This window comes from Roseomonas sp. CCTCC AB2023176, assembly GCF_042259275.1.
GTDB lineage: Bacteria > Pseudomonadota > Alphaproteobacteria > Acetobacterales > Acetobacteraceae > Roseomonas.
On sequence record NZ_CP170086.1, the window covers coordinates 700,204 to 718,831 of the forward strand.

17 protein-coding genes and 2 pseudogenes are annotated in these 18,628 nt (G+C 72.0%); 3 read left to right on the plus strand and 16 right to left on the minus strand.

Annotation, left to right across the window (positions count from 1 at the left end; translation table 11 throughout):
- Positions 1 to 12 precede the first annotated feature (12 nt).
- The 7 genes from ACE7GA_RS03515 to ACE7GA_RS03545 form a co-directional block, all read right to left on the minus strand.
- Positions 13 to 1,032: a phosphotransferase family protein gene (locus tag ACE7GA_RS03515; protein ID WP_376095697.1), complete on the minus strand. Its 1,020-nt coding sequence runs from the start codon at positions 1,030 to 1,032 to the stop codon at positions 13 to 15.
- The gene (locus tag ACE7GA_RS03520; RefSeq protein ID WP_376095700.1) at positions 1,029 to 2,219 is read right to left on the minus strand and encodes an acyl-CoA dehydrogenase family protein; all 1,191 of its coding nucleotides are present in this window, start codon (positions 2,217 to 2,219) and stop codon (positions 1,029 to 1,031) included. Before ACE7GA_RS03520 ends, ACE7GA_RS03515 begins: the two co-directional genes overlap by 4 nt.
- An 85-nt stretch (positions 2,220 to 2,304) precedes the next feature.
- Positions 2,305 to 2,748 (minus strand): MarR family winged helix-turn-helix transcriptional regulator, encoded by a 444-nt coding sequence (locus ACE7GA_RS03525; RefSeq protein WP_376095703.1) that lies wholly within the window; start codon positions 2,746 to 2,748, stop codon positions 2,305 to 2,307.
- Positions 2,732 to 2,938: a hypothetical protein gene (locus tag ACE7GA_RS03530; protein ID WP_376095706.1), complete on the minus strand. Its 207-nt coding sequence runs from the start codon at positions 2,936 to 2,938 to the stop codon at positions 2,732 to 2,734. The genes ACE7GA_RS03525 and ACE7GA_RS03530 overlap by 17 nt, the downstream gene beginning before the upstream one ends.
- A 64-nt stretch (positions 2,939 to 3,002) precedes the next feature.
- Positions 3,003 to 3,422: a hypothetical protein gene (locus ACE7GA_RS03535; RefSeq protein WP_376095709.1), complete on the minus strand. Its 420-nt coding sequence runs from the start codon at positions 3,420 to 3,422 to the stop codon at positions 3,003 to 3,005.
- Positions 3,423 to 3,460: 38 nt separating this feature from the next.
- Complete coding sequence (locus ACE7GA_RS03540) at positions 3,461 to 4,147, minus strand: Gfo/Idh/MocA family protein (protein ID WP_376095712.1); 687 nt, start codon at positions 4,145 to 4,147, stop codon at positions 3,461 to 3,463.
- A 58-nt stretch (positions 4,148 to 4,205) separates the two neighbouring features.
- Entirely contained in the window at positions 4,206 to 5,177 is a 972-nt protein-coding gene (locus tag ACE7GA_RS03545; protein WP_376095715.1) for a PDR/VanB family oxidoreductase, read from the minus strand.
- Positions 5,178 to 5,270: 93 nt separating this feature from the next.
- Here ACE7GA_RS03545 and ACE7GA_RS03550 point away from each other — a divergent pair, with 93 nt between their 5' ends.
- Entirely contained in the window at positions 5,271 to 6,575 is a 1,305-nt protein-coding gene (locus ACE7GA_RS03550) for a Rieske 2Fe-2S domain-containing protein (RefSeq protein ID WP_376095718.1), read from the plus strand.
- Positions 6,572 to 7,561 carry an ABC transporter substrate-binding protein gene (locus ACE7GA_RS03555; protein WP_376095721.1) on the plus strand — a complete coding sequence of 330 codons (990 nt, stop codon included), beginning with the start codon at positions 6,572 to 6,574 and terminating at the stop codon, positions 7,559 to 7,561. The genes ACE7GA_RS03550 and ACE7GA_RS03555 overlap by 4 nt, the downstream gene beginning before the upstream one ends.
- Before the next feature lie 13 nt (positions 7,562 to 7,574).
- Here the strand turns inward: ACE7GA_RS03555 and ACE7GA_RS03560 are convergent, their stop codons facing one another.
- From ACE7GA_RS03560 to ACE7GA_RS03580, 5 genes and pseudogenes are all read right to left on the minus strand, one after another.
- A complete protein-coding gene (locus ACE7GA_RS03560; protein ID WP_376095724.1) occupies positions 7,575 to 7,928 on the minus strand; it encodes a VOC family protein in 354 nt (117 codons plus the stop codon).
- Positions 7,929 to 7,949: 21 nt separating this feature from the next.
- Complete coding sequence (locus tag ACE7GA_RS03565) at positions 7,950 to 8,690, minus strand: citryl-CoA lyase (RefSeq protein ID WP_376095727.1); 741 nt, start codon at positions 8,688 to 8,690, stop codon at positions 7,950 to 7,952.
- Positions 8,687 to 9,777, minus strand: a pseudogene (locus ACE7GA_RS03570) (CaiB/BaiF CoA transferase family protein). Before ACE7GA_RS03570 ends, ACE7GA_RS03565 begins: the two are co-directional and overlap by 4 nt.
- Before the next feature lie 40 nt (positions 9,778 to 9,817).
- On the minus strand, positions 9,818 to 10,798 hold the full coding sequence (locus ACE7GA_RS03575) for a Bug family tripartite tricarboxylate transporter substrate binding protein (RefSeq protein WP_376095730.1): 981 nt from the start codon (positions 10,796 to 10,798) through the stop codon (positions 9,818 to 9,820).
- On the minus strand, positions 10,795 to 11,769 hold the full coding sequence (locus tag ACE7GA_RS03580) for a Bug family tripartite tricarboxylate transporter substrate binding protein (protein ID WP_376095733.1): 975 nt from the start codon (positions 11,767 to 11,769) through the stop codon (positions 10,795 to 10,797). The genes ACE7GA_RS03575 and ACE7GA_RS03580 overlap by 4 nt, the downstream gene beginning before the upstream one ends.
- 202 nt (positions 11,770 to 11,971) lie before the next feature.
- On the opposite strand from ACE7GA_RS03580, the gene dctP reads away from it, so the two are divergent.
- On the plus strand, positions 11,972 to 12,946 hold the full coding sequence (gene dctP, locus ACE7GA_RS03585; RefSeq protein WP_376095736.1) for a TRAP transporter substrate-binding protein DctP: 975 nt from the start codon (positions 11,972 to 11,974) through the stop codon (positions 12,944 to 12,946).
- Between the two features lie 7 nt (positions 12,947 to 12,953).
- Here dctP and ACE7GA_RS03590 read toward each other — a convergent pair whose 3' ends face one another.
- The 4 genes and pseudogenes from ACE7GA_RS03590 to ACE7GA_RS03605 form a co-directional block, all read right to left on the minus strand.
- Entirely contained in the window at positions 12,954 to 14,153 is a 1,200-nt protein-coding gene (locus tag ACE7GA_RS03590) for a hypothetical protein (protein ID WP_376095739.1), read from the minus strand.
- A gap of 90 nt (positions 14,154 to 14,243) precedes the next feature.
- Entirely contained in the window at positions 14,244 to 14,891 is a 648-nt protein-coding gene (locus ACE7GA_RS03595; RefSeq protein WP_376095742.1) for a glutathione S-transferase family protein, read from the minus strand.
- Positions 14,892 to 14,975: 84 nt separating this feature from the next.
- Positions 14,976 to 16,547 (minus strand): hydantoinase B/oxoprolinase family protein, encoded by a 1,572-nt coding sequence (locus ACE7GA_RS03600; protein WP_376100079.1) that lies wholly within the window; start codon positions 16,545 to 16,547, stop codon positions 14,976 to 14,978.
- Positions 16,548 to 16,618: 71 nt separating this feature from the next.
- Positions 16,619 to 18,627 (minus strand): annotated as a pseudogene (locus tag ACE7GA_RS03605) (hydantoinase/oxoprolinase N-terminal domain-containing protein).
- Position 18,628 lies beyond the last annotated feature (1 nt).

Here is an 18,628-nt window from a genome sequence, read left to right on the forward strand (position 1 = left end):
CCCAGCCTCGCGCTACGCCCCGGCCCGCCGCGCCTGCTCCCACCCCAGCCGCGCGACCTCCTCGACATGCGCGGCCAGCGTCATCGCGTCCGGATTGGCGGCCGTCCCCCGCACCGCGCGCCCCCGGATGCCATGCAGGATCGCGGCGAAGCGGAACATGTTGAACGCCACGTAGAAGTCGAGGTCCGGGATCCCGGCCCGCCCCGTCCGCCGGCAATAGGCCGCGACATAGGCGTCCTCATCCGGCAGCCCCCGCGCCGCCAGGTCCACGCCCTTGATCCCGCCAAGGATATGTCGCGGCATCCGGAACATCATCGCGTGATAGGCGAAGTCCGCGAGCGGATGCCCCAGCGTGGACAACTCCCAGTCGAGCACCGCGACGACACGCGGCTCCGTCGGATGGAAGATCACGTTGTCCAGCCGGTAGTCGCCATGGACCACCGACACCTCATCCCCCACCGGAACCCGCCCGGGCAGCCATTCCGCCAGCCGGTCCATGTCGTCGTTCCGCCCGGCTGCCTCATCCTCCCGGTACTGCTTCGACCACCGCGCGACCTGCCGCGCGACGTAGCCTTCCGCGCGCCCGTAATCCGACAGCCCGACCGCCGCGACATCCACCCCGTGCAGCGCCGCGAGCGTCGCATTGACCGCGTCGAGCATCGGCCCGCGCTCCTCCCGCCCGACCTCCGGCAGACTCGCATCCCAGAAGATCCGCCCCTCCACCATGTCCATCACGAAGAAGGCGCTGCCGGTGACCGTCTCGTCCTCGCACAGCGCGTGGACATGCGGCACCGGGAAGCCCGCGCTTCCCAGCGCCGCCATGACGCGCGCCTCCCGCTCCACCGCATGCGCACCCTTCAGCAGCGGCCCCGGCGGCTTGCGGCGCAGCACGTAGGACCGCGCCGGCGTGAGGAGACGATAGGTCGGGTTGGACTGCCCGCTGCCGAACCGCTCCATCCGCACCGGTCCCGAGAAACCCGGCACATGCTGCTCGAGCCACGCGGCGAGCCGCGCGTCGTCCACCCCGCTCACGCCGCGCCACGTCCCAGCGCCGCGCGCTTGATGCCTTTCGCGAGCGACCATTTGTGCACTTCCGTCGGCCCGTCATAGATCCGGAACGCCCGAACCTCCCGGAACACCTGCTCGACGATCGTGTCGCCCGTCACGCCGGTCCCGCCCATCACCTGCACGCACCGGTCGGCGACGCGGTACAGCGCCTCGGACACCGCGACCTTCGCCATCGAACTCTCGCGCGTCCCGATGGATCCGGTATCGAGGACGGAAGCGCACCAGTCGATCATCAGCGACGCCTGCTGCAGCTCGATCTCGTTCTCCGCGAGCATGAAGCCGACTCCCTCGTGGTCGATCAGCAACTTCCCGAACGCCTCCCGCCGCACGGCATATTCCGTCGCGACCTCCTGCGCCCGCGTCGCTGCGCCGTGCCAGCGCATGCAATGCGTCAGCCGCGCCGGCGCCAGCCGGATCTGCGCGTAGCGGAACCCCTCATCCACCGCGCCGAGCACCTGGTCGTCCGTCACCCGCAGGTCCTCGATCGTGACGACCGCGTGCCCGCCGGGCATGGAACTGTCGATCGTATCCAGCACCCGCTCGATCCGGATCGCCGGGTTCGGTAGGTCCACGAGGAACATCGTCGCGGCCACCTTCGCGTCCATCGGCGACGACCGCGCCATCACGATCCCCACCGACGCGCCCTGCGCCCCGGTGATGAACGCCTTGCGCCCGTTGATCGCCCAGCCCGCATTCGTCCGCACCGCCATCGTCCGCAGCATGGACGGATCGGACCCCGCGCCCCCATCAGCCGCCGGCTCCGTCATGAAGAACGCGGACCGCCCCCCCGCGACGAGCGGCGCGAGGAACCGCGCCTTCTGCACCGAGGTCCCGATCCGGCCAAGCAGGAACATGTTTCCCTCGTCCGGTGCCATAGTGTTCACCGCGACGGGACCGAGCGGCGACAGCCCCGACTTCTTCAACACGGCTGCCGTTTCCAGATGCGTCAGGTGCGTCCTGTCCGGCAGGATATGCGGCGTCAGTACGCCCGCGTCACGCGCCTTCCGGCGCAGCTCATGCACCAACTCGTCCGACGGCCCGTGCGCACCGCGGCGCGGGTCGCCCTCGTAGGGAATAACGACCTCCCGCACGAAGGCCTCGACGCGCGCCGCGATCTCCCCGCCGCGCGACCCCGGCGCCATGCCGTCCATGCGCTGCTCTCCCTCGGTGTCCTGCCGCGGGGAGTGCCACGCGGCGCGTCCCGTGTGCTAGCCCCGGCTGCCCCGGACCGGGCGATCACACCCGGTCGAGATTCGCCCGGGCGCGCGTTAGCAGCGAGAGAAGGGTCTCCCGATCCTCGTCCGAAAACCCCGCGGTGGCCCGGTCATTCACCGCATGCGCATGTACCAGCAGCTCCCGCCGCAGCGCCCGCCCCGCGTCCGTCAGCACGACGATCTGCTTCCGCCGGTCCCCGGAATCGCGCGTCCGCGTAATCCACCCCGCCTGCTCCATGTCGCGCAGCGCGGCGGCCGCCGTCGGCTCCATCATCCCGACCGCATCCGCCAGTTCTCGTTGCGTCAACCCGTCGCGTTCCCATAGGACGCGAAGGAAGTACCAAGTCCCCACCGCCGCCCCGTGGGGCGCGATGGCCGCCCCCAAGGCGCGCTGCACCGCCCGGTTCAGTGCCCGGACCTGGAACCCGACCGACCGGTCGAAGGGTAGGTCAGGCGTCTCGGGCATGTGTCGTCACGGGCGGGGCCGGTTCGCGAAGGCCGCGATCGCCGCGGCCACGTCGTTCGCCCCAGCCTCCGCCGTCGCGTAGCGGGGCGCCGTCGTCACGAAGGGCTCCGTCCTCGGCGGGAAGGTGGATCGCGAGCGAGAACAGCCCCGTCGCCACGTCCCGCACGCTCTCGACACGAATGGTCGTCATGCGTCCCTCCTATCGTTGCAGGCGCGGCCTGTCACGCGATGCGGGCCGGCCGCCCACGCGGATGTCAGGCGCGCCGCTGTGGCAGGGCGCCGCGGGCATCCTCCAGCATCGCGAGGCACACCCGCATCGTTTCCATCCCCCAGGCCGCGTCATGCCATGGCGGAACGCCGTCCAGGATCGCCGCCGCCAAGTCGTCCACGACGGCGGCGCGCGGGAGGATCGGCCGCGGCGTCGGCAGGAACCGCGCCCCGTCGGCATCATGGACCCAGACCCCGCTCGCATCGGGACGCAGGTCCGCCCGCTCGCAGGACAGCACCACCGGTCCGAAATGCTCGTGATGCGCCGGGGGCGCGTCCGGCGGCGCCCCGCCAGGCCCGCTGCCATAGGCCCGCGCCGCCTTCGCCGCGGCTTCGTCGGCCGGCACACGCCGCGGCACCCGCGCTTCCGGCGGCCGGTCGCCGCCCGTCTCCCCCACCCAGCTCATCCAGGCATCCGTGTCGAAGCGCCCGTGCCCGTTATAGGTCAGGCTCGCCGCGCCACCCCCGCGAAGCGCAGATGCGCCGTGTAGGCCCCTTCCGTCGGCCGCGCCGGGTCCAGCCCGAAGGCCGCGCAGCGCAGATCGGCGACCTCAGCCCGCATCAGCAGCCGCGCCACGTCCACCTGATGCGCTGCCTGGCTGAACAGCACGCCCCCGCCCCGCGACGTGTCCAGCTCCGCCGGGGTCCGCGGCCGGTTCAGGAAGTCCGTGCCGTTCAGCATCCACAGCATCCGCGGCGCGCCGACCTCGCCCGCCTCGATCAGCGCGCGCATGTGCCGGTACGGCCCGTCATACGCATGGGACGGCCCAACCATCATCACCACGCCGGCCCGCGCCGCCGCGTCGCGCATGGCCGCGCACTCATCCAGTGTGACCGCCATCGGCTTCTCGACCAGCACGTGCCGCCCCGCCGCGCAGGCCGCGACCGCGTTCGCCGCATGCAGCCCGTGCGGCGTCGCGACATAGACGACCTCCACCGCCGGATCGCCCAGCATCCCGTCCAGCGTGGCGTAGGCGCGGCCGCCGAAATCCGCCTCGAAGCGCGCCCTGGCCTCCGCCCGCGGGTCGCAGGCTGCCAGCAGCCGCGACCGCGGATGATGCGCCAGCGCCGCCGCCGTCAGCACGAAGCCGCGCGACAGCCCGCAGACGCCGATGCCGAGGCGGCGCGTCACGGCGCCCCTTCCGACGCCCGGCGCGGGAACGCGGCGCCGCGCCGCGCGGGATCGGCGGTCACAGTTCGATCGTCACGTCGCCGCCCGCGGTCGCGGCTCTCGACACGCAGGGCATCCAGTACCGCGACCGCTCCTTCTCCGTCAGCACGAAGTCCCGGTGGTCCACCTCGCCGCCCAGAAGCCCGGTCCGGCACGACCCGCAGGTCCCGCCCTCGCAGGAGAACGGCACGGCCACCCCCGCCTCCCGCAGCGCCGCCAGCGCGGACCGGTCGCGCGGGACGTCCACCACCCGCCCGCTCCGTGCCAGGCGCAGCGTGAACGGCGCGTCATCCGCCCGCCGTGCCGCCGCCGCACCCCCGAAATCCTCGAAATGCACGGCGCTGGTCGGCCAGTGCCCCGTCATGTCGCGCACCGATTCCATCAGCCCCCGCGGCCCGCAGCAATACAGTTGCCGCCCCTTTGGCTGCTCCAGCAGCGGCCACAGGTCGAAGGCCCGCTCCGGATCGCCCTCGTCGTGGTGGATCGTGACCTTCCCGCGGAACGCTGGCGCCCGCAGCTCTGCCCGATACGCCGTCATCGCCGGTGTACGCGTCAGGTACACCATCTGGAACGCCGGCCCGCCGCTGCTCATCAGGTGCCGCGCCATGGACAGCAGCGGCGTCACCCCGATCCCCCCTGCGACGAACAGGTGCGGCACCGTCTTTCCCGTCAGCGCGAAGTCGTTCTGTGGATCGCCGGCCTCCAGCACATCCCCGTCCCGCGCCTCGTCCACGAGCGAGCGCGACCCGCCCGCGCCCCCTTCCTCCCGCTTCGCCGCGATGACGTAGCGGTCCGCCTCCGCCGGATCGTTCGACAGCGAATACCGGCGCAGCATCCCGTTCGGTACCTTCAACGGCAGGTGCGCCCCCGCCTTGAACGCCGGCAGCGCCGCCCCGTCCGGGTTCACCAGCGTGAACTCGCGGATGCCTTCGGCCACCATGCGGCTTTCCGCGATCCGCAGGCGGCGCGTCAGGGTCAGGTCGTCGGCCACGGCGGTCTCCCTTGCGCTCCGGACTTGATGGAGACGGGCCGGGCATATACTTAGGCACCTAAGTATCGTCCAGCCTTTGCCGCGGGGCCCGCCATGCTGATCCACGACCAGAACACGCGCCTCTGCCGCGTCGAGGGCGACGCGCCCATGGGCCGCTACATGCGCCGCTCCTGGCTCCCCGTCGCGATGAGCGAGGAGGTCGCCGAACCCGACGGCGCCCCCCTCCCCGTCCGCATCCTCGGCGAGAACCTGGTCCTCTTCCGGGATTCCGAAGGTCGCCTCGGCCTCCTCGATGACCGGTGCGCCCACCGCAAGGCCTCGCTCTCCTACGGCCGCAACGAGGAAGGCGGCCTCCGCTGCCTCTATCACGGCTGGAAGTTCGCCCATGACGGCGAAGTCCTGGAAATGCCGACCGAACCCCCCGCCGCCTGCGCCGCCCTCAAGTTCCGCCAGAAGTCCTACCCGGTCGAGGAAGCCGGTGGCTTCGTCTGGGCCTGGCTCGGCGACCGCGAGACGATGCCCGCCTTCGAGCCCCCGCCCTTCGCCCCCACGCCCGGCCACAAGGTCGCGATCGGCAAGTGCATGGTCCCCTGCAACTGGGCGCAGATCCTGGAAGGGCAGATCGACTCCGCCCATTCCTCGCACCTGCATTCCTCCGACATGGTCCCCGCCCGCGTCGGCCGCGCGGGCGGCGGCGCGCAGACCTGGACGCGCCCTTCCACCGACAAGGCGCCGCGCCTGCAGGTGCAGCTCACCAACTACGGCTTCCGCTACGCCGCGATCCGGCGCCCCATCGCGAACGCGAACACGCACGACTACATCCGCGTGACGACCTTCGTCTCGCCGCTCCTCTGCCTCATCCCGCCCAACGCCTCCCACGGCGTCGCGCAGATCACGGTGCCGATCGACGACACCCATTCCTGGTTCTACTTCATGGCCTTCGGCGATGGCCCCGACGTGCCCTCCACCGAAGCCTGGCGCCGGTTCCTCGCACTGACCCCCGGCGTGGACGTGGACGAGCGCTGGCACAAGCGCCGCACGCAGGACAACCGGTTCGAGCAGGACCGGAACCTCATGCGCCTCGGCAACTTCACGGGCATCAAGGGCATCCCCGCGCAGGACATGGCGATGTGGGAAACCATGGGCCCCATCGCCGACCGCACGACCGAACGCCTCGGCGCCTCCGACATCGCCATCGTCCAGTGGCGCCGCCTGATGCTCGATGCGTTGGACGCCTTCGAGAACGGCGCCCCGCCGCTGGGGCAGGTCGAACCACGCGTCCCCCTCGCGGAAATCGCCTCCTTCGAAGGTGTCGTCCCCAAGACCACGGACTGGCGTACCCTTGGCGTGAAGCCACGCGAGGCGGAGGTCCTCGGCCTAGCGACCGCCGCCGAATGAAGCGCCTGCAACTCTCGGTCGCGGTCGGCGACTACGATCGCACGCGCCCCATCGCGACCGGCGAGGTCCGCATCGACGCCGTCGACGCACACGTCTCGCTGCTCGTGCCGGAGGAAATCTTCTTCCGTGCCACCCGCCACGCGGAGTTCGACATCTGCGAACTCTCGCTCTCCTCCTATGCCGTGAAGCTCGCAGCGGGGAACCCGGACTACATCGCCGTTCCCGTCTTTCCCTCCCGCGCCTTCCGCCACACCTGCATCGTCATCCGCGACGACCGCGGCATCCGCACGCCCGCCGACCTGAAGGGCAAGCGGATCGGCATTCCCGAATACCAGTTGACCGCGAACGTCTATGCGCGCGCCATCCTCGCCGAGGATCACGGCGTGCTGCCGGAGGACGTGACCTGGGTCCGCGGTGGCTACGAGAGCCCGGGCCGCGTCGAGAAGATCGCCCTCGACTTGCCGGACGTCCAGATCGAGAACGCGCCGGAAGGTGCAACCATCTCGCAGATGATCGCCGACGGCGACCTGGATGCCGTCATGGGCCCCCGCGCCCCGTCACCCTTCGACCAAGGTCATCCCCGCCTGCGCTGGCTCTTCGAGGACCCCACGGCTGCCGCGACGGAATGGTTCGGCCGCACCCGTATCTTCCCGATCATGCACGTCCTGGCTATCCGCCGCACTCTGGCCGAAGCACATCCCTGGCTCCCCGCCGCCGTCATGAAGGCCTTCAACGGGTCGAAGGCTATCGCCCTCTCGCGCCTCGCCGACACCTCCGCCACGAAGGTCACGCTGCCCTTCGTCGAGGAACGCCTGCGCGCCGCGAAAGCCCTGATGGGCGAAGACTTCTGGTCCTACGGCTTCGCCCCGAACCGCCACGTCTTCGACTGGTTCCTGCGCCACCACCACGCGCAGGGCCTGTCGAAACGCCTCCTGACGCCCGAGGAACTGTTCCATCCCGCGACGCTGGAGGCGCACAAGATCTGACGCGCTGCCGGCGTCAGTCGTGGGTGAGGATGTTGACAAGGCGTCCGAAGGGATCGCGCAGGTAGAAGCGGCGGACGCCCCAGGGTTCGCGGACCGGCCCGTATTCGGGCAGGAAACCCGCCTCCTCCGCGCGCCGCAACACGTCATCGAAGTCGTCCACCTCGACCGACAGGTCGGGGACGGCGGTGCCGGACCCACCCTCCGCTGCGATGCTGACCTGCGGCACCGCACTCTCCGACGCCGCCGCGAAGGTGACGATCCAGCCAAGATCCATAACGAGATCGAGGCCGAGGACGTCGCCGTAGAAGGCGCGGGCGGCGCCCGTCTCCGCCGCGGCGATGTTCGCCACGATCCGCTTCACGGCCATGCTTCGCTCCCCCGGCCGGTGCTAGCCGGCGTCCTGCTCCGATACCTCCGCCTCCGTCCGCTCCCACAGCGTCCGCGCGATGGGGTCGCGCAACTCCTCCGCGATGTGCCCTACCAGCCCCACGGCGCGCCCGATCACCGCGATCCCACGGCACAGCCGCCAGTCAAGGCCGAGATCACTGAGGACGGCGCCCAACGCGCCGGTCGCGTTCAGCGGCAGCGGTCGCTCCTTCGCGGCCTCCGCCGCAACCTCCCGCATCAGCCCCGCATGCGTCCCGTCCAGTCCGTGTTCCCGCGCGATGGCGAAGAGGCGCGGCGTGCGCGGGTCTTCCGGCTTGTGGATCGGGTGCCCCAGCCCGGGGATCGGCTGCCGGGCCGCGCGGAACCGGCCGACGATCCCGGCCGCATCGGCCCCCTCCCGCACCGCATCCTGCAGCATGCGCGCCGCGGCCTCGGCCCCGCCGCCGAAGCGGCTTCCCAGGCCGAGCAGCCCCGCCGCGACCGCGCCCTGGATGCTTTCCGGCGCCCCCAGGTAGGTCAGCCGCGCCGCCATCGCCTGCGGCGTCATCCCGTGCTCGACGAGCGTCGCGAGGCAGGCGTTGAACACCACCGCCTCGCCCGGGGTCGGCTCCCGCCCCCAGATTTCCAGGAATGCGAAGGCGCCGAGGTCCAGCCGCCCCATCACGTCCCGCACCAGGTCCTGCCCGCGCACGACGACGCGGTCCGGCGTGGAAAGCCCCATGGCCGATCGCAGCCGCGTCATGCCCGCATCCCGATCCCGGCCAGCACCTCGGCCGTGTGCTCGCCCAGCACGGGCGCCGGCGCTCCGGGATCGGGCCGCGACCCGTCCAGGCGCCAGGGCGCCGACATCCCGGTGACCGCTCCCTTCTCCGGATGAGTCCGCGTCGCCAGCAGCCCCAGATGCAGCATCTGCAGGCTCTCCATCGCCGCGCGAAGGTCCAGCACCGGGGCGTGCGGCACATCGGCTTCGCGCAGCGCCTCCATCCAGTCCTCGCGCAGCCGCGTCGCGAAGCGTCCCGCCAAGGCCTCGCCCAGGGCCACGTAGTTCCGCGTGCGGGAGGGCCGGTCCGCGAAGCGCGCATCGGCCGAAAGATCCGGCTCCCCCACCACGCGGCACAGCGCCCGCCAGAACTTCTCCGGCGCCGAGAGATGGATGGTGAGCAGCGCCCCATCCGCGCAGCGCAGCGTATGCGTCTGCGACGATGCCACGCGTGACAGCGGCCCCGGCGACCGCCCGGTCATCGCCGCCGTCGCGAAGGCATCCGGCGCGAAGGCTGCCGTCGCCTCGAGCATGTTGACCTCGACCAGCCGCCCGCGCCCGGTTCGCCCGCGCTCCACCAGCGCGCCGAGCACGGCCAGCGCCCCGGTGTACCCCGTGACGTTGTCCGCGACCGTCGGCCCCGAGGCCCGTGGCTGCCCGGGGTCCAGGAACAGCGACGCGACGCCCGACCAGGCCATCGCCACCCCGTCATAGGCCGGCCGGTCCGCCAGCGGCCCGTCGCTGCCGAAGCCCGTGATCCGCAGGCGGACCAGGCGGGGAACTCCCGCGATAGCCGGTCGTCCGGAAATCCCAGCCGCGCCAGGGTCCCGGGCCGGTAGTTCTCCACGAGCACGTCGGCCGTCCGCAGCAGCGCCGCCAGCGCGGCCTGCCCTTCCGCCGCGCGCAGGTCCAGCGCCACGCTTCGCTTGCCCCGGTTGTAGGCCACGAAATGCGGCCCGTAGCCATCCGGCGCGAAGGACCGGAAGGGATCGCCCTCCGGCGGCTCGACCTTGATGACCTCCGCGCCGAGATCCGCCAGCAGCAGCGCCGCCAACGGCCCCGTGATCATGGTGCCGAGGTCGAGGACACGCACGCCGGCAAGCACGGCGCTACTCGATCCGCACGTTCGCCGCGCGGATCACGTCGCCCCATCGCGCGGCCTCCGCACGGATCGTCACCGCGAACTCCTCGGGCCGGTTCCCCACGGGCTCGAAGCCCAGTGCCGCGAGCCGCTGCGCGACCTCCGGCCGCTTGATCGCCGTCGCGAACGCGTCATGCAGCCGCGCGACGCGATCGGCGGGCGTCCCCGCCGGCGCCAGCAGCCCGTACCAGGCCTCCACCGCGATCTCGGGGCCGCCGGATTCCTTCACCGTCGGAACCTCCGGAAAGGGCGCGAAGCGCCGCGGCGTCGTCACTGCCAGCGCCTTCACCGCGCCGGACCGGACATGGGTGATGGAAGCCGGGCTGTCGAAGAACAAGGCGGTCTCCCCGCTCAGCACGGACTGCGTCGCCTGTGGCGTTGCTCGGTAGGTCACGTTGGTCAGTTCGATCCCCGCCGCGCGCAGGAACATCTCCGTCGCGAGGTGCGGCACCGTCCCGTTCCCCGCCGTCGCGTAGTTCACCACGCCGGGGTTGCGCTTGGCGTACTCGACCAGCTCCCCCATCGTCGAGAACGGCGCTCGCGGGTTCGCGATGACCAGCAGCGGTCCCGTCGTGAGCATGGACACCGGCGCGAAAGCCGTCAGCGGGTCGTAGCCCATGTCGCGGTAGAGCCACTGGTTGATCACCAGCGGCGACGCCGCGTTCAGCACCAGCGTGTGCCCGTCCGGCGCCGCGCGCGCGACCTCCCGCGTGCCGATGTTCCCGCCGGCACCCGCACGGTTCTCGATCACCATAGGCTGCCCGATGGCCGCCTGGACGGGGTCGGTCAGCAGGCGCCCCACCACATCCGTCGGCCCGCCCGCGCCGAAGGGGACGATCACGCGCAGCGGCCGGTCCGGAAAATTCCCCTGCGCCCGCGTCACCGCGGGACACGCCAGCGCAGGAAGCGCCAGCGCGGCGCCGAGGACGGTGCGACGTTGCATGCTCATTCCGGCCTGATCCCCGCCGCGGCGACGAGGGCCGCGTTCCGCGCCGCCTCCGCCTCGATGATGCGGACGAAGTCCGCGGTGCCCTCGTTCAGCGCGATCAGCCCGAGGTCGCGCATCCGCGCCAGCGCCTCGGGGTCGTTGATGCCCGTGATGATCGCCTCCCGCAGCCGCGCCACGACGTCGCCCGGCAGGCCCTTCGGCCCCCAGGCTCCGCACCAGCCCTCGAAGACGATGTCGGGGAAGCCCGCCTCCACCAGGGTCGGTACCTCCGGCAACTGAGACACCCGCGCCGCGGCGGTCGTCGCGTAGCAGCGCACCCGCCCCTCGCGGATCAGTGGCAGCGCCGGCCCGAGCGGCGCGATGAACAGCGGCACGTTGCCCGCGACCACGTCGTTCAGCGCGGGCCCCGTGCCCCGATACGCGATCACCTGCGCCTCGATCCCCAGCTTCAGCCCCAGCGCCGCCGCGCCCAACTGCCCGATGGAACCCAGCGTGGAGCCGGCGAAGGAATAGGCGGATGCGTTCCGCCGCATCGCGTCCAGCAGCGCCGCAAGATCCCGTGTCGGCGCCGAGGCCGGCCCGATCATGACGTAGGGGATCGCGACGGTGCGCACGATCGGCGTGAAATCCGTCCGCGCGTCCCACGGCACGCTGCGCTGCACGTACGACAGCATCAGGTGCACCTCGTTCGAATAGAGCACCGTCAGCCCGTCCGGCGCCGACCGCGCCACGAACTCCGCCCCGATCGCGCCGGAGGCGCCGGAGCGGTTCTCCACCACCCAGTTCTGTCCAAGCCGTTCGCCTGCCCTGGGGGCGATCAGCCGCGCGGTCAGGTCGTTCGTCCCGCCCGGCGCATAGGGGACGATCAGTCGCGCCGTGGCCCGGGCCCCGGTCTGCGCAACGGCCGCCCGCACGGTGGACCCCGCCAGCAAGGCGCCAAGCGCCGCCCGGCGCCGGATCGCAGACTTCATCCGCTTCCTGTCCCCTGGGTCCGGTTGGCCCGGCCCCGATGCTTAGGTGCCACAGTATCCTGGCAGGGCTGCCCGCGGCCGGGAAGCCCGTCCGCGACGCCACCCCACCGTCACCGTCACGCTGGCCGGATGCCGGTCAACGTCCCGTGGCCCGGCGCCGGACGTCATTGCGGCGGGGCGGATGCCGCCGGATGCTGCGCCCATGCCCACCCGCCGCCTCGCCCTCAGCCTCGCCCTGTCTGCCGCAGCCGCGGGCCGATCCCAGGCCGCGGAGGCGAGTTGGACGATCGCGACGGAATACCCGGCCACCGCCATGCCCGGCGAAGGCATTACGCATTTCGCCGAAGCCGCCACCCGCCTCGCGTCCGGCGCCCTCACGGTCCGCCCCGCCTACGACGCGCCGGGTGGCCTGCGCTCCGCCGGGATGCTCCGTGCGGTCGCCGAAGGCAGCCCCGAGGCCGCCGACGCCTTCACCGGCGCCCTCGGCGGAGAGGCGCCGATCTTCCAGCTCTCCGCGCTCCCCTTCCTTACGGCCTCCACCGAGGACACGACGCGCCTGCTCGCGGTCGCGCGCGACGCCTATGCCGCGACCCTCGGTGCCCGCGGCCTGGCGCTGCTCTACGCCACGCCCTGGCCGGCCTCCGGCATCTGGTCGCGCAACGCCCTTGCCGACGCCGCCGCGCTGGGTGGCCTGCGCATCCGCACCTACGACGCCGCGAGCACGGCCGTGATGCGCGCGGCGGGTGCCGCGCCGAGCCAGATCTCCTTCGCCGACGCCATGCCGCGCCTCCGCGCCGGCGAGCTTGACGCGGTCCTTTCCTCCGGGGACGGCGGCGCCGGCGCGCGGCTCTGGGAGGTGCTGCCGCACTTCACGGCGATCGACTACGCCTCGCCCCTGAGCCTCGCCTTCTGCCGAACGGCGTCGCTGGACGCCCTGCCCGCCAGCACCCGCGAGGCCGTGTTGCAGGCCGGGCGCGAGACGGAAGCACGGCAGTTCCGCGCCATCGAGAGCCGCGGCACGGAGAACGAGACGCGGATGCGCGCCAACGGCGTGACGATTGCGGGCACGCCGGCCATCCGCAACGCGCTGGCCCGCGCCGCCGCCCCGGTCATCGCCGAATGGGAAACCCGCGCCGGCGAGGATGGCCGCCGTGTCCTCGCCCGCTACCGGGGCTGACGCCGCGTCAGACCGGATAGCCTTCCAGCAGCTCCACCGGGTCGCCGTAGCGTTCGGCCATCGCCCGCACCGCCGGGTCGCGCAGCGCGACGAGGAACCCGTCCTCCACCATCGTCCGGTTCCCCGCCATCACCGTGGAGTCGTAGCTGACGAGGTCCATGTGGATATGCGGTTCCTCCCAGTTCGGCATGACGCGCCGGAGGTATTCTGAGGGCTTCAGCGCGTTGATCCCGAAATGCAGCGCACCCGGGGAGTTCGGCCCGGCCGGGTAGATGTCGAAGCGCGGCGCCTTCGGGTTGTGCCCGCAGCCCACCTCCTCCAGCGTCCCGCCGATGAGGTAGTCGCGCATCACGTCGGCTTCCCAGGAATCGCCATGCACCGCGACGACCACGTCGTCCCGGAACTCGACGCCGAGCGGCCGGTCGAAGGGCTTGTCGAACCCCACCGCCCATTGCGGCCAGATCGTGCCGTGGATTCCGATCTTCTCGTCGGGGCGCAGCCCGACCATGTTCGGCTCGAACAGGTTGGGCCCGTGCGTGGGGAGGTAGTGGACGTAGCACCCGTCCTCGTCCGCCACGTTGTGGCCGCGCCAGCGGTTGTGTCCCCGCATCTTCTTCAGCATCGACTCGCTGAAGGGCACGCGGAAATCGGTGCCCCGCGGGTCGGTCACGCGCAGCGTGAAATCGCCGCCTTCCGGGAAGAGCCGCCCCGTCGCGCGGATGATCTCGCCCAGCAGATCCACCGGGAACCCGGCCTGCGGCGTGTGCAGCAGGTCGAGGTCGCGGAAGAACGTGATCTTCACCCAGCGCTGCCCCTGCTTGCGCCGCAGCCCGATGCAATACGGGTCGAGCACCGAGGCGAACCAGGTGGAGACGACGAAGGTCGCGCGTTCCAGGATCGGCTTCGCTTCGTCCGGCACCGTCACGTAGCGCGTCGATTCGCCCATGAAGGACGCGAAGGTCGCCCCGCGCCCGCGCGCCAGGCCCTGAACCGCCTGAACCACCCGGGGATCCAGCAGCGGATCCGTCAGCATCACCACGTGGTCGCCGGGCCGGATCGCCATGACGCGGCAGAAATTGTCCATGCCGCGAACGAAGGCGCCCGGGTCGCTCGACCGATCGGCCGGCGCGATCTCGACCTTGCGCGGGAGCCCGCGCCGCGTGGGGGCCGCGAGGATGTCCTCGACCCGGTTCTGGAATGCGACCATGGCGCCCTCCCCTTGCCGTCCGGGGCAGGGTGTTAGCAGCCTCAGGCCGCCATGTCCTTAGGTTCCGAAGGACTTTCCGCCGGCGGCCGGTCAGGCCGCCTCCCGCTCGAAATCCCCGAGCTGCGCAGCGAGGGCGCGGGCGAAGGCCGGCCGTGCTTCCCCGCGCCGCCGGTAGGCGTCCAGCGCCGGGTGCACCGCGAGCAACCCCGGCCGCTCGAGTTGCCGCAGGAGAGTCACCATGACGATGTCGGCGCCGGTGAAACGTCCTTCGAGGTAGTCGCGGTCCCCGAGAGCCTGCTCGACCTGCGCGAGCCGCCGGTGCAGCGCCGCCTCGACCTGCGGCCGCCGCTCCACCGTCCAGGCCTCCCCGGCGTGAAAGACGTTGATCGCGGCGAACTCGAGCACGATGGGCTCCAGCGTGTTCAGCGCCGCGATCGTCCAGGACGCGACGCGGCTGAGGCCGGCGCGCCCGGGCGGCGCAAGCGCTTCCGACTCCGCCGCGAGGTGCAGGATGATCGCGCCGGACTCAAAGAGCTCAACCTCCCCGTCCCGATAGGCCGGCACCTGACCGAATGGCTGCCAGCGGCGGTATTCCTCGCTGGCGGGCTGCCGGGGGTCGCGGAGGACGGTCCGGTAGGACAGGCCTGCCTCCTCCAGCGCCCAGCGGACGCGAAGGTCCCGCACATGGCCTCTGGCGAAGGGCGGGACCCAACTCAGCGCGGCGATCTCGATAGTCATGCGACGTCCTCCGGTGTGAGGCATCGTGTTGATATCAACTTACCGCGCCAAGGCCGGCATCGCCGGCCCCGTCGCGCGGCCCCGTCACGCGGCCCCGTATCCGCCCCCCGTCGGCGTGACGATCGTCACCGCCTCCCCCGCGGCCAGCGAGGTCCGCGCGCAGCCCGGCAGCCGCTCCTCCTTCCCGTCCAGGCGGCGGATCAGGTTCTGCCCCAACTCCCCCGGCTCCCCGCCGAGGATGCCGGGCGGCGGCACCTCCCGGTGGCCCGCGAGGATCGCGACGTCCATCGCCTCCCGGAACCGAATCGTCCGTCGTGTCCCATCGCCGGCCCGCCACCGCCCGCGTCCGCCCGAACCCGGCCGGATCGAGAACTCCTCCAGCACCACGGGAAAGCGCGTCTCGAGGATCTCCGGGTCGGTCAGGCGCGAATTGGTCATGTGCGTCTGCACGCCCGGCGCCCCGTCGAAGCCGTCGCCGGCGGACGCACCGGAACAGATCGTCTCGTAGTACTGATAGGTCGCGTTGCCGAAGGTCAGGTTGTTCATCGTGGACTGCGCGGGCGCCAGCGAGCCCATCGCGGCCAGCAGCGCGGACGTCACGGCCTGCGACACCTCGACGTTCCCCGCCACCACCGCCGCCGGCCGCTCGGGCGAGAGCATGGACCGATCCGGCACCACGATCCGGATGGGCCGCAGGCAACCGGCATTCATCGGGATGTCCGAATCCACCAGTACGCGGAACGCATAGAGCACCGCAGCGCGCGTCACGGGCTTCGGCGCGTTGAAGTTGTCGGGCTGCTGCGGGGAGGTGCCGGTGAAGTCCACCACCGCCTCCCGCGACGCGTGGTCCACCGTGACGCGCACCCGTACCACGCGCCCGCTATCCATGCGGTACTCGAAGGATGCTTCCGGCGGCAGGCGGTCCAGCACGCGCCGCACGCTCTCCGCGGCGTTGTCCTGAACGTGGCGCATGTAGGCGGCGACGACCTCCGGCCCGAAGGACTCGACGGCCCGCAGCAGCTCCGCGGCACCCCGCGCATTCGCCGCCACCTGCGCCTTCAGGTCCGCGATGTTCTGCGCCGGGTTCCGCGCGGGGTAGGCCGCGCCTGTCAGCAGCGCCATCGCCCGGTCCTCGCGGAAACGCCCTTCCTCCACGAGGTGGAGGTTGTCGATGTAGACCCCCTCCTGCTCGATGGTGGTGGCATCTGGCGACATGGAGCCCGGCGCCGTCCCGCCGACGTCGGCATGATGCCCGCGCGACGCCACCCAGAACGCGACGCGCCCGCCGAGGAACACCGGCGTGCAGACCGTGATGTCCGGGAGGTGCGTCCCTCCATTGTACGGCGCGTTCAGCGCCCAGACGTCGCCGGGGCGGGGATTCGGGTTGGCGCGGATGACGCTCTCCACGCTGCCGTCCATGGATCCCAGGTGCACCGGGATATGCGGCGCGTTGGAGACCAGCCCCCCGTCCGCGTCGAAGACGGCGCACGAGAAGTCCAGCCGTTCCTTGATGTTCACCGACGACGCCGTGTTCTGCAGCGCCACCCCCATCTGCTCCGCGATGGAGCGGAAGAGGTTGTTGAAGATCTCCAGCATCACCGGATCGGCCTGCGTCCCCAGAGCGACACCGCGCGGCAGGGCCTCGACCCGCTCCATCACCAGATGGTCGCGCCCGGTCAGCGTCGCCGCCCATCCCCGTTCCAGCACCACCGTCTGGTTCGCCTCGATCAGCAGCGCCGGGCCACGGATCGTCGCGCCAGGATGCAAGGCCTCCCGCCGGTAAACGCCCGCGTCGTGCCAGGCGCCCCCGGAGAAGAAGCGCGTTCGTGCGGACGCCACCGGCTCCGCCGCGTCGGTCGCGGCCGCCGCGCCCGCCCCCGCTTCGACCCCGCCACCTGCGACCTCCGCCAGCGCCGCCTCGATCACCACCTCCCGCGCCGGATCGGTGAAGCCGAACCGCGAGAGGTGCACCTCCTCGAACACAGCCCGCAGCCCCGCCGCGTCCAGGCCCCGCGCCGCCGCGGCCACGTCCACCGGCCCGCGCAGGTCGAGAGCCGGCACGTCCAGCGGCACGTCGGTCCCGGCGTAGCGCAGTTGCAGCACCACCCGCGTCACCAGCCCCGCGGCTGGTACGCCCTGCGCCAGCACCTCCTGCCGCGCCTCCTCCGCCAGCGACGCCAGCGTTTCCGCCGCTCCTCCAAGTGCCTCGTCCGACAGCGCCCGGTCCAGCGTCCGTTGCCGCACCGCCCGTATATCGGCCAGCCCCATCCCATAGGCCGACAGCAGCCCCGAGAACGGATGGATAAGCACCCGCGTCATCGCCAGCGCATCTGCGACGAGGCAGGCGTGCTGCCCCGAGGCCCCCCCGAACGCGTTGAGCACGTAGCGCGTCACGTCGTAGCCGCGCTGCACGGAGATCGTCTTGATCGCCTCCGCCATGCTCGCGACGGCGATGCGCAGCGCACCATCCGCGACCGCTTCCGGCGCACGGCCGTCGCCGATCTCCGCCGCGAGGCGCTCGAAGCCCTCGCGCACGGCCGCGGCGTCCAGCGGCCGGTCCTGGCCCGGCCCGAAGATGGCCGGGAACAACTCGGGCACCAGCTTCCCGACCATGACGTTGCAGTCCGTGACCGTCAGCGGCCCGCCGCGCCAGTAGGCCGCCGGCCCCGGATTGGCGCCCGCGCTCTCCGGCCCCACGCGCAGCCGCCCGTCGCGGAACGACACGATGGAACCGCCCCCGCCGCCACCGTGTGCACCAGCATCATCGGCGCGCGCATCCGCACGCCCGCCACTTCCGTCTCCAGCGCCCGCTCGAAGGCACCGGCGTAATGCGCGACGTCCGTCGAGGTCCCGCCCATGTCGAAGCCGATGACGCGATCGAATCCGGCCTCGGCCCCCGTCCGCGCGAGCGCCACGACGCCGCCCGCCGGCCCCGAAAGGATCGCATCCCGCCCCTGGAACAGCGACGCCGCCGTCAACCCGCCGGCAGATGTCATGAACATCACCCGCGCCCCGGTCCGCGCGACGTCCAGCTCCTCCTCGACCTGCGCCACGTAGCGCCGCAGCACCGGCGAGAGGTAGGCGTCCACGACCGTCGTGTCCCCGCGCCCCACCAGCTTGATCAGCGGCCCGACCTCGTGGGACGCGCTGACCTGCGGGAATCCCGTGTCGCGCGCCATCGCCGCGACACGCGCCTCATGCGCCGGGAACTTCCAGGCATGCATGAAGACGATGGCCAGCGAGCGAAACCCGTCCTCCCGCAAGGCCTCCAGCACGGCCCGCACCTCGCCCTCGTCCAGCGCGGCTTCCACCGTGCCGTCCGCCAGCACGCGCTCGTTCAACTCCTCCACGCGCGCATACAGCAATTCCGGCTTCACAACGCGGCGCGCGAAGATGTCGCGCCGGGCCTGATACCCGATCGCCAGCGCGTCGCGGAACCCGCGCGTCGCCAGCAGCGCGGTGCGTTCGCCTTGCGCTCCAGAAGCGCGTTCGTCGCGACGGTGGTGCCCATCCGCACCTCCCGAACCGCACCCGCGGGGACCGGCGTACCGGCCGCCAGGCCCAGGTGCAGCCGGATCCCGTGCACCGCCGCGTCACGATAGGCGCCCGGGTTCTCCGACAGCACCTTCCGCGCATGCAGCGTCCCGTCCGGCGCCCGCCCGATCACGTCGGTGAAGGTGCCGCCCCGGTCCACCCAGAAGTCCCAGGCGCCGTCCATGGCATCGGCAGGTGTCATG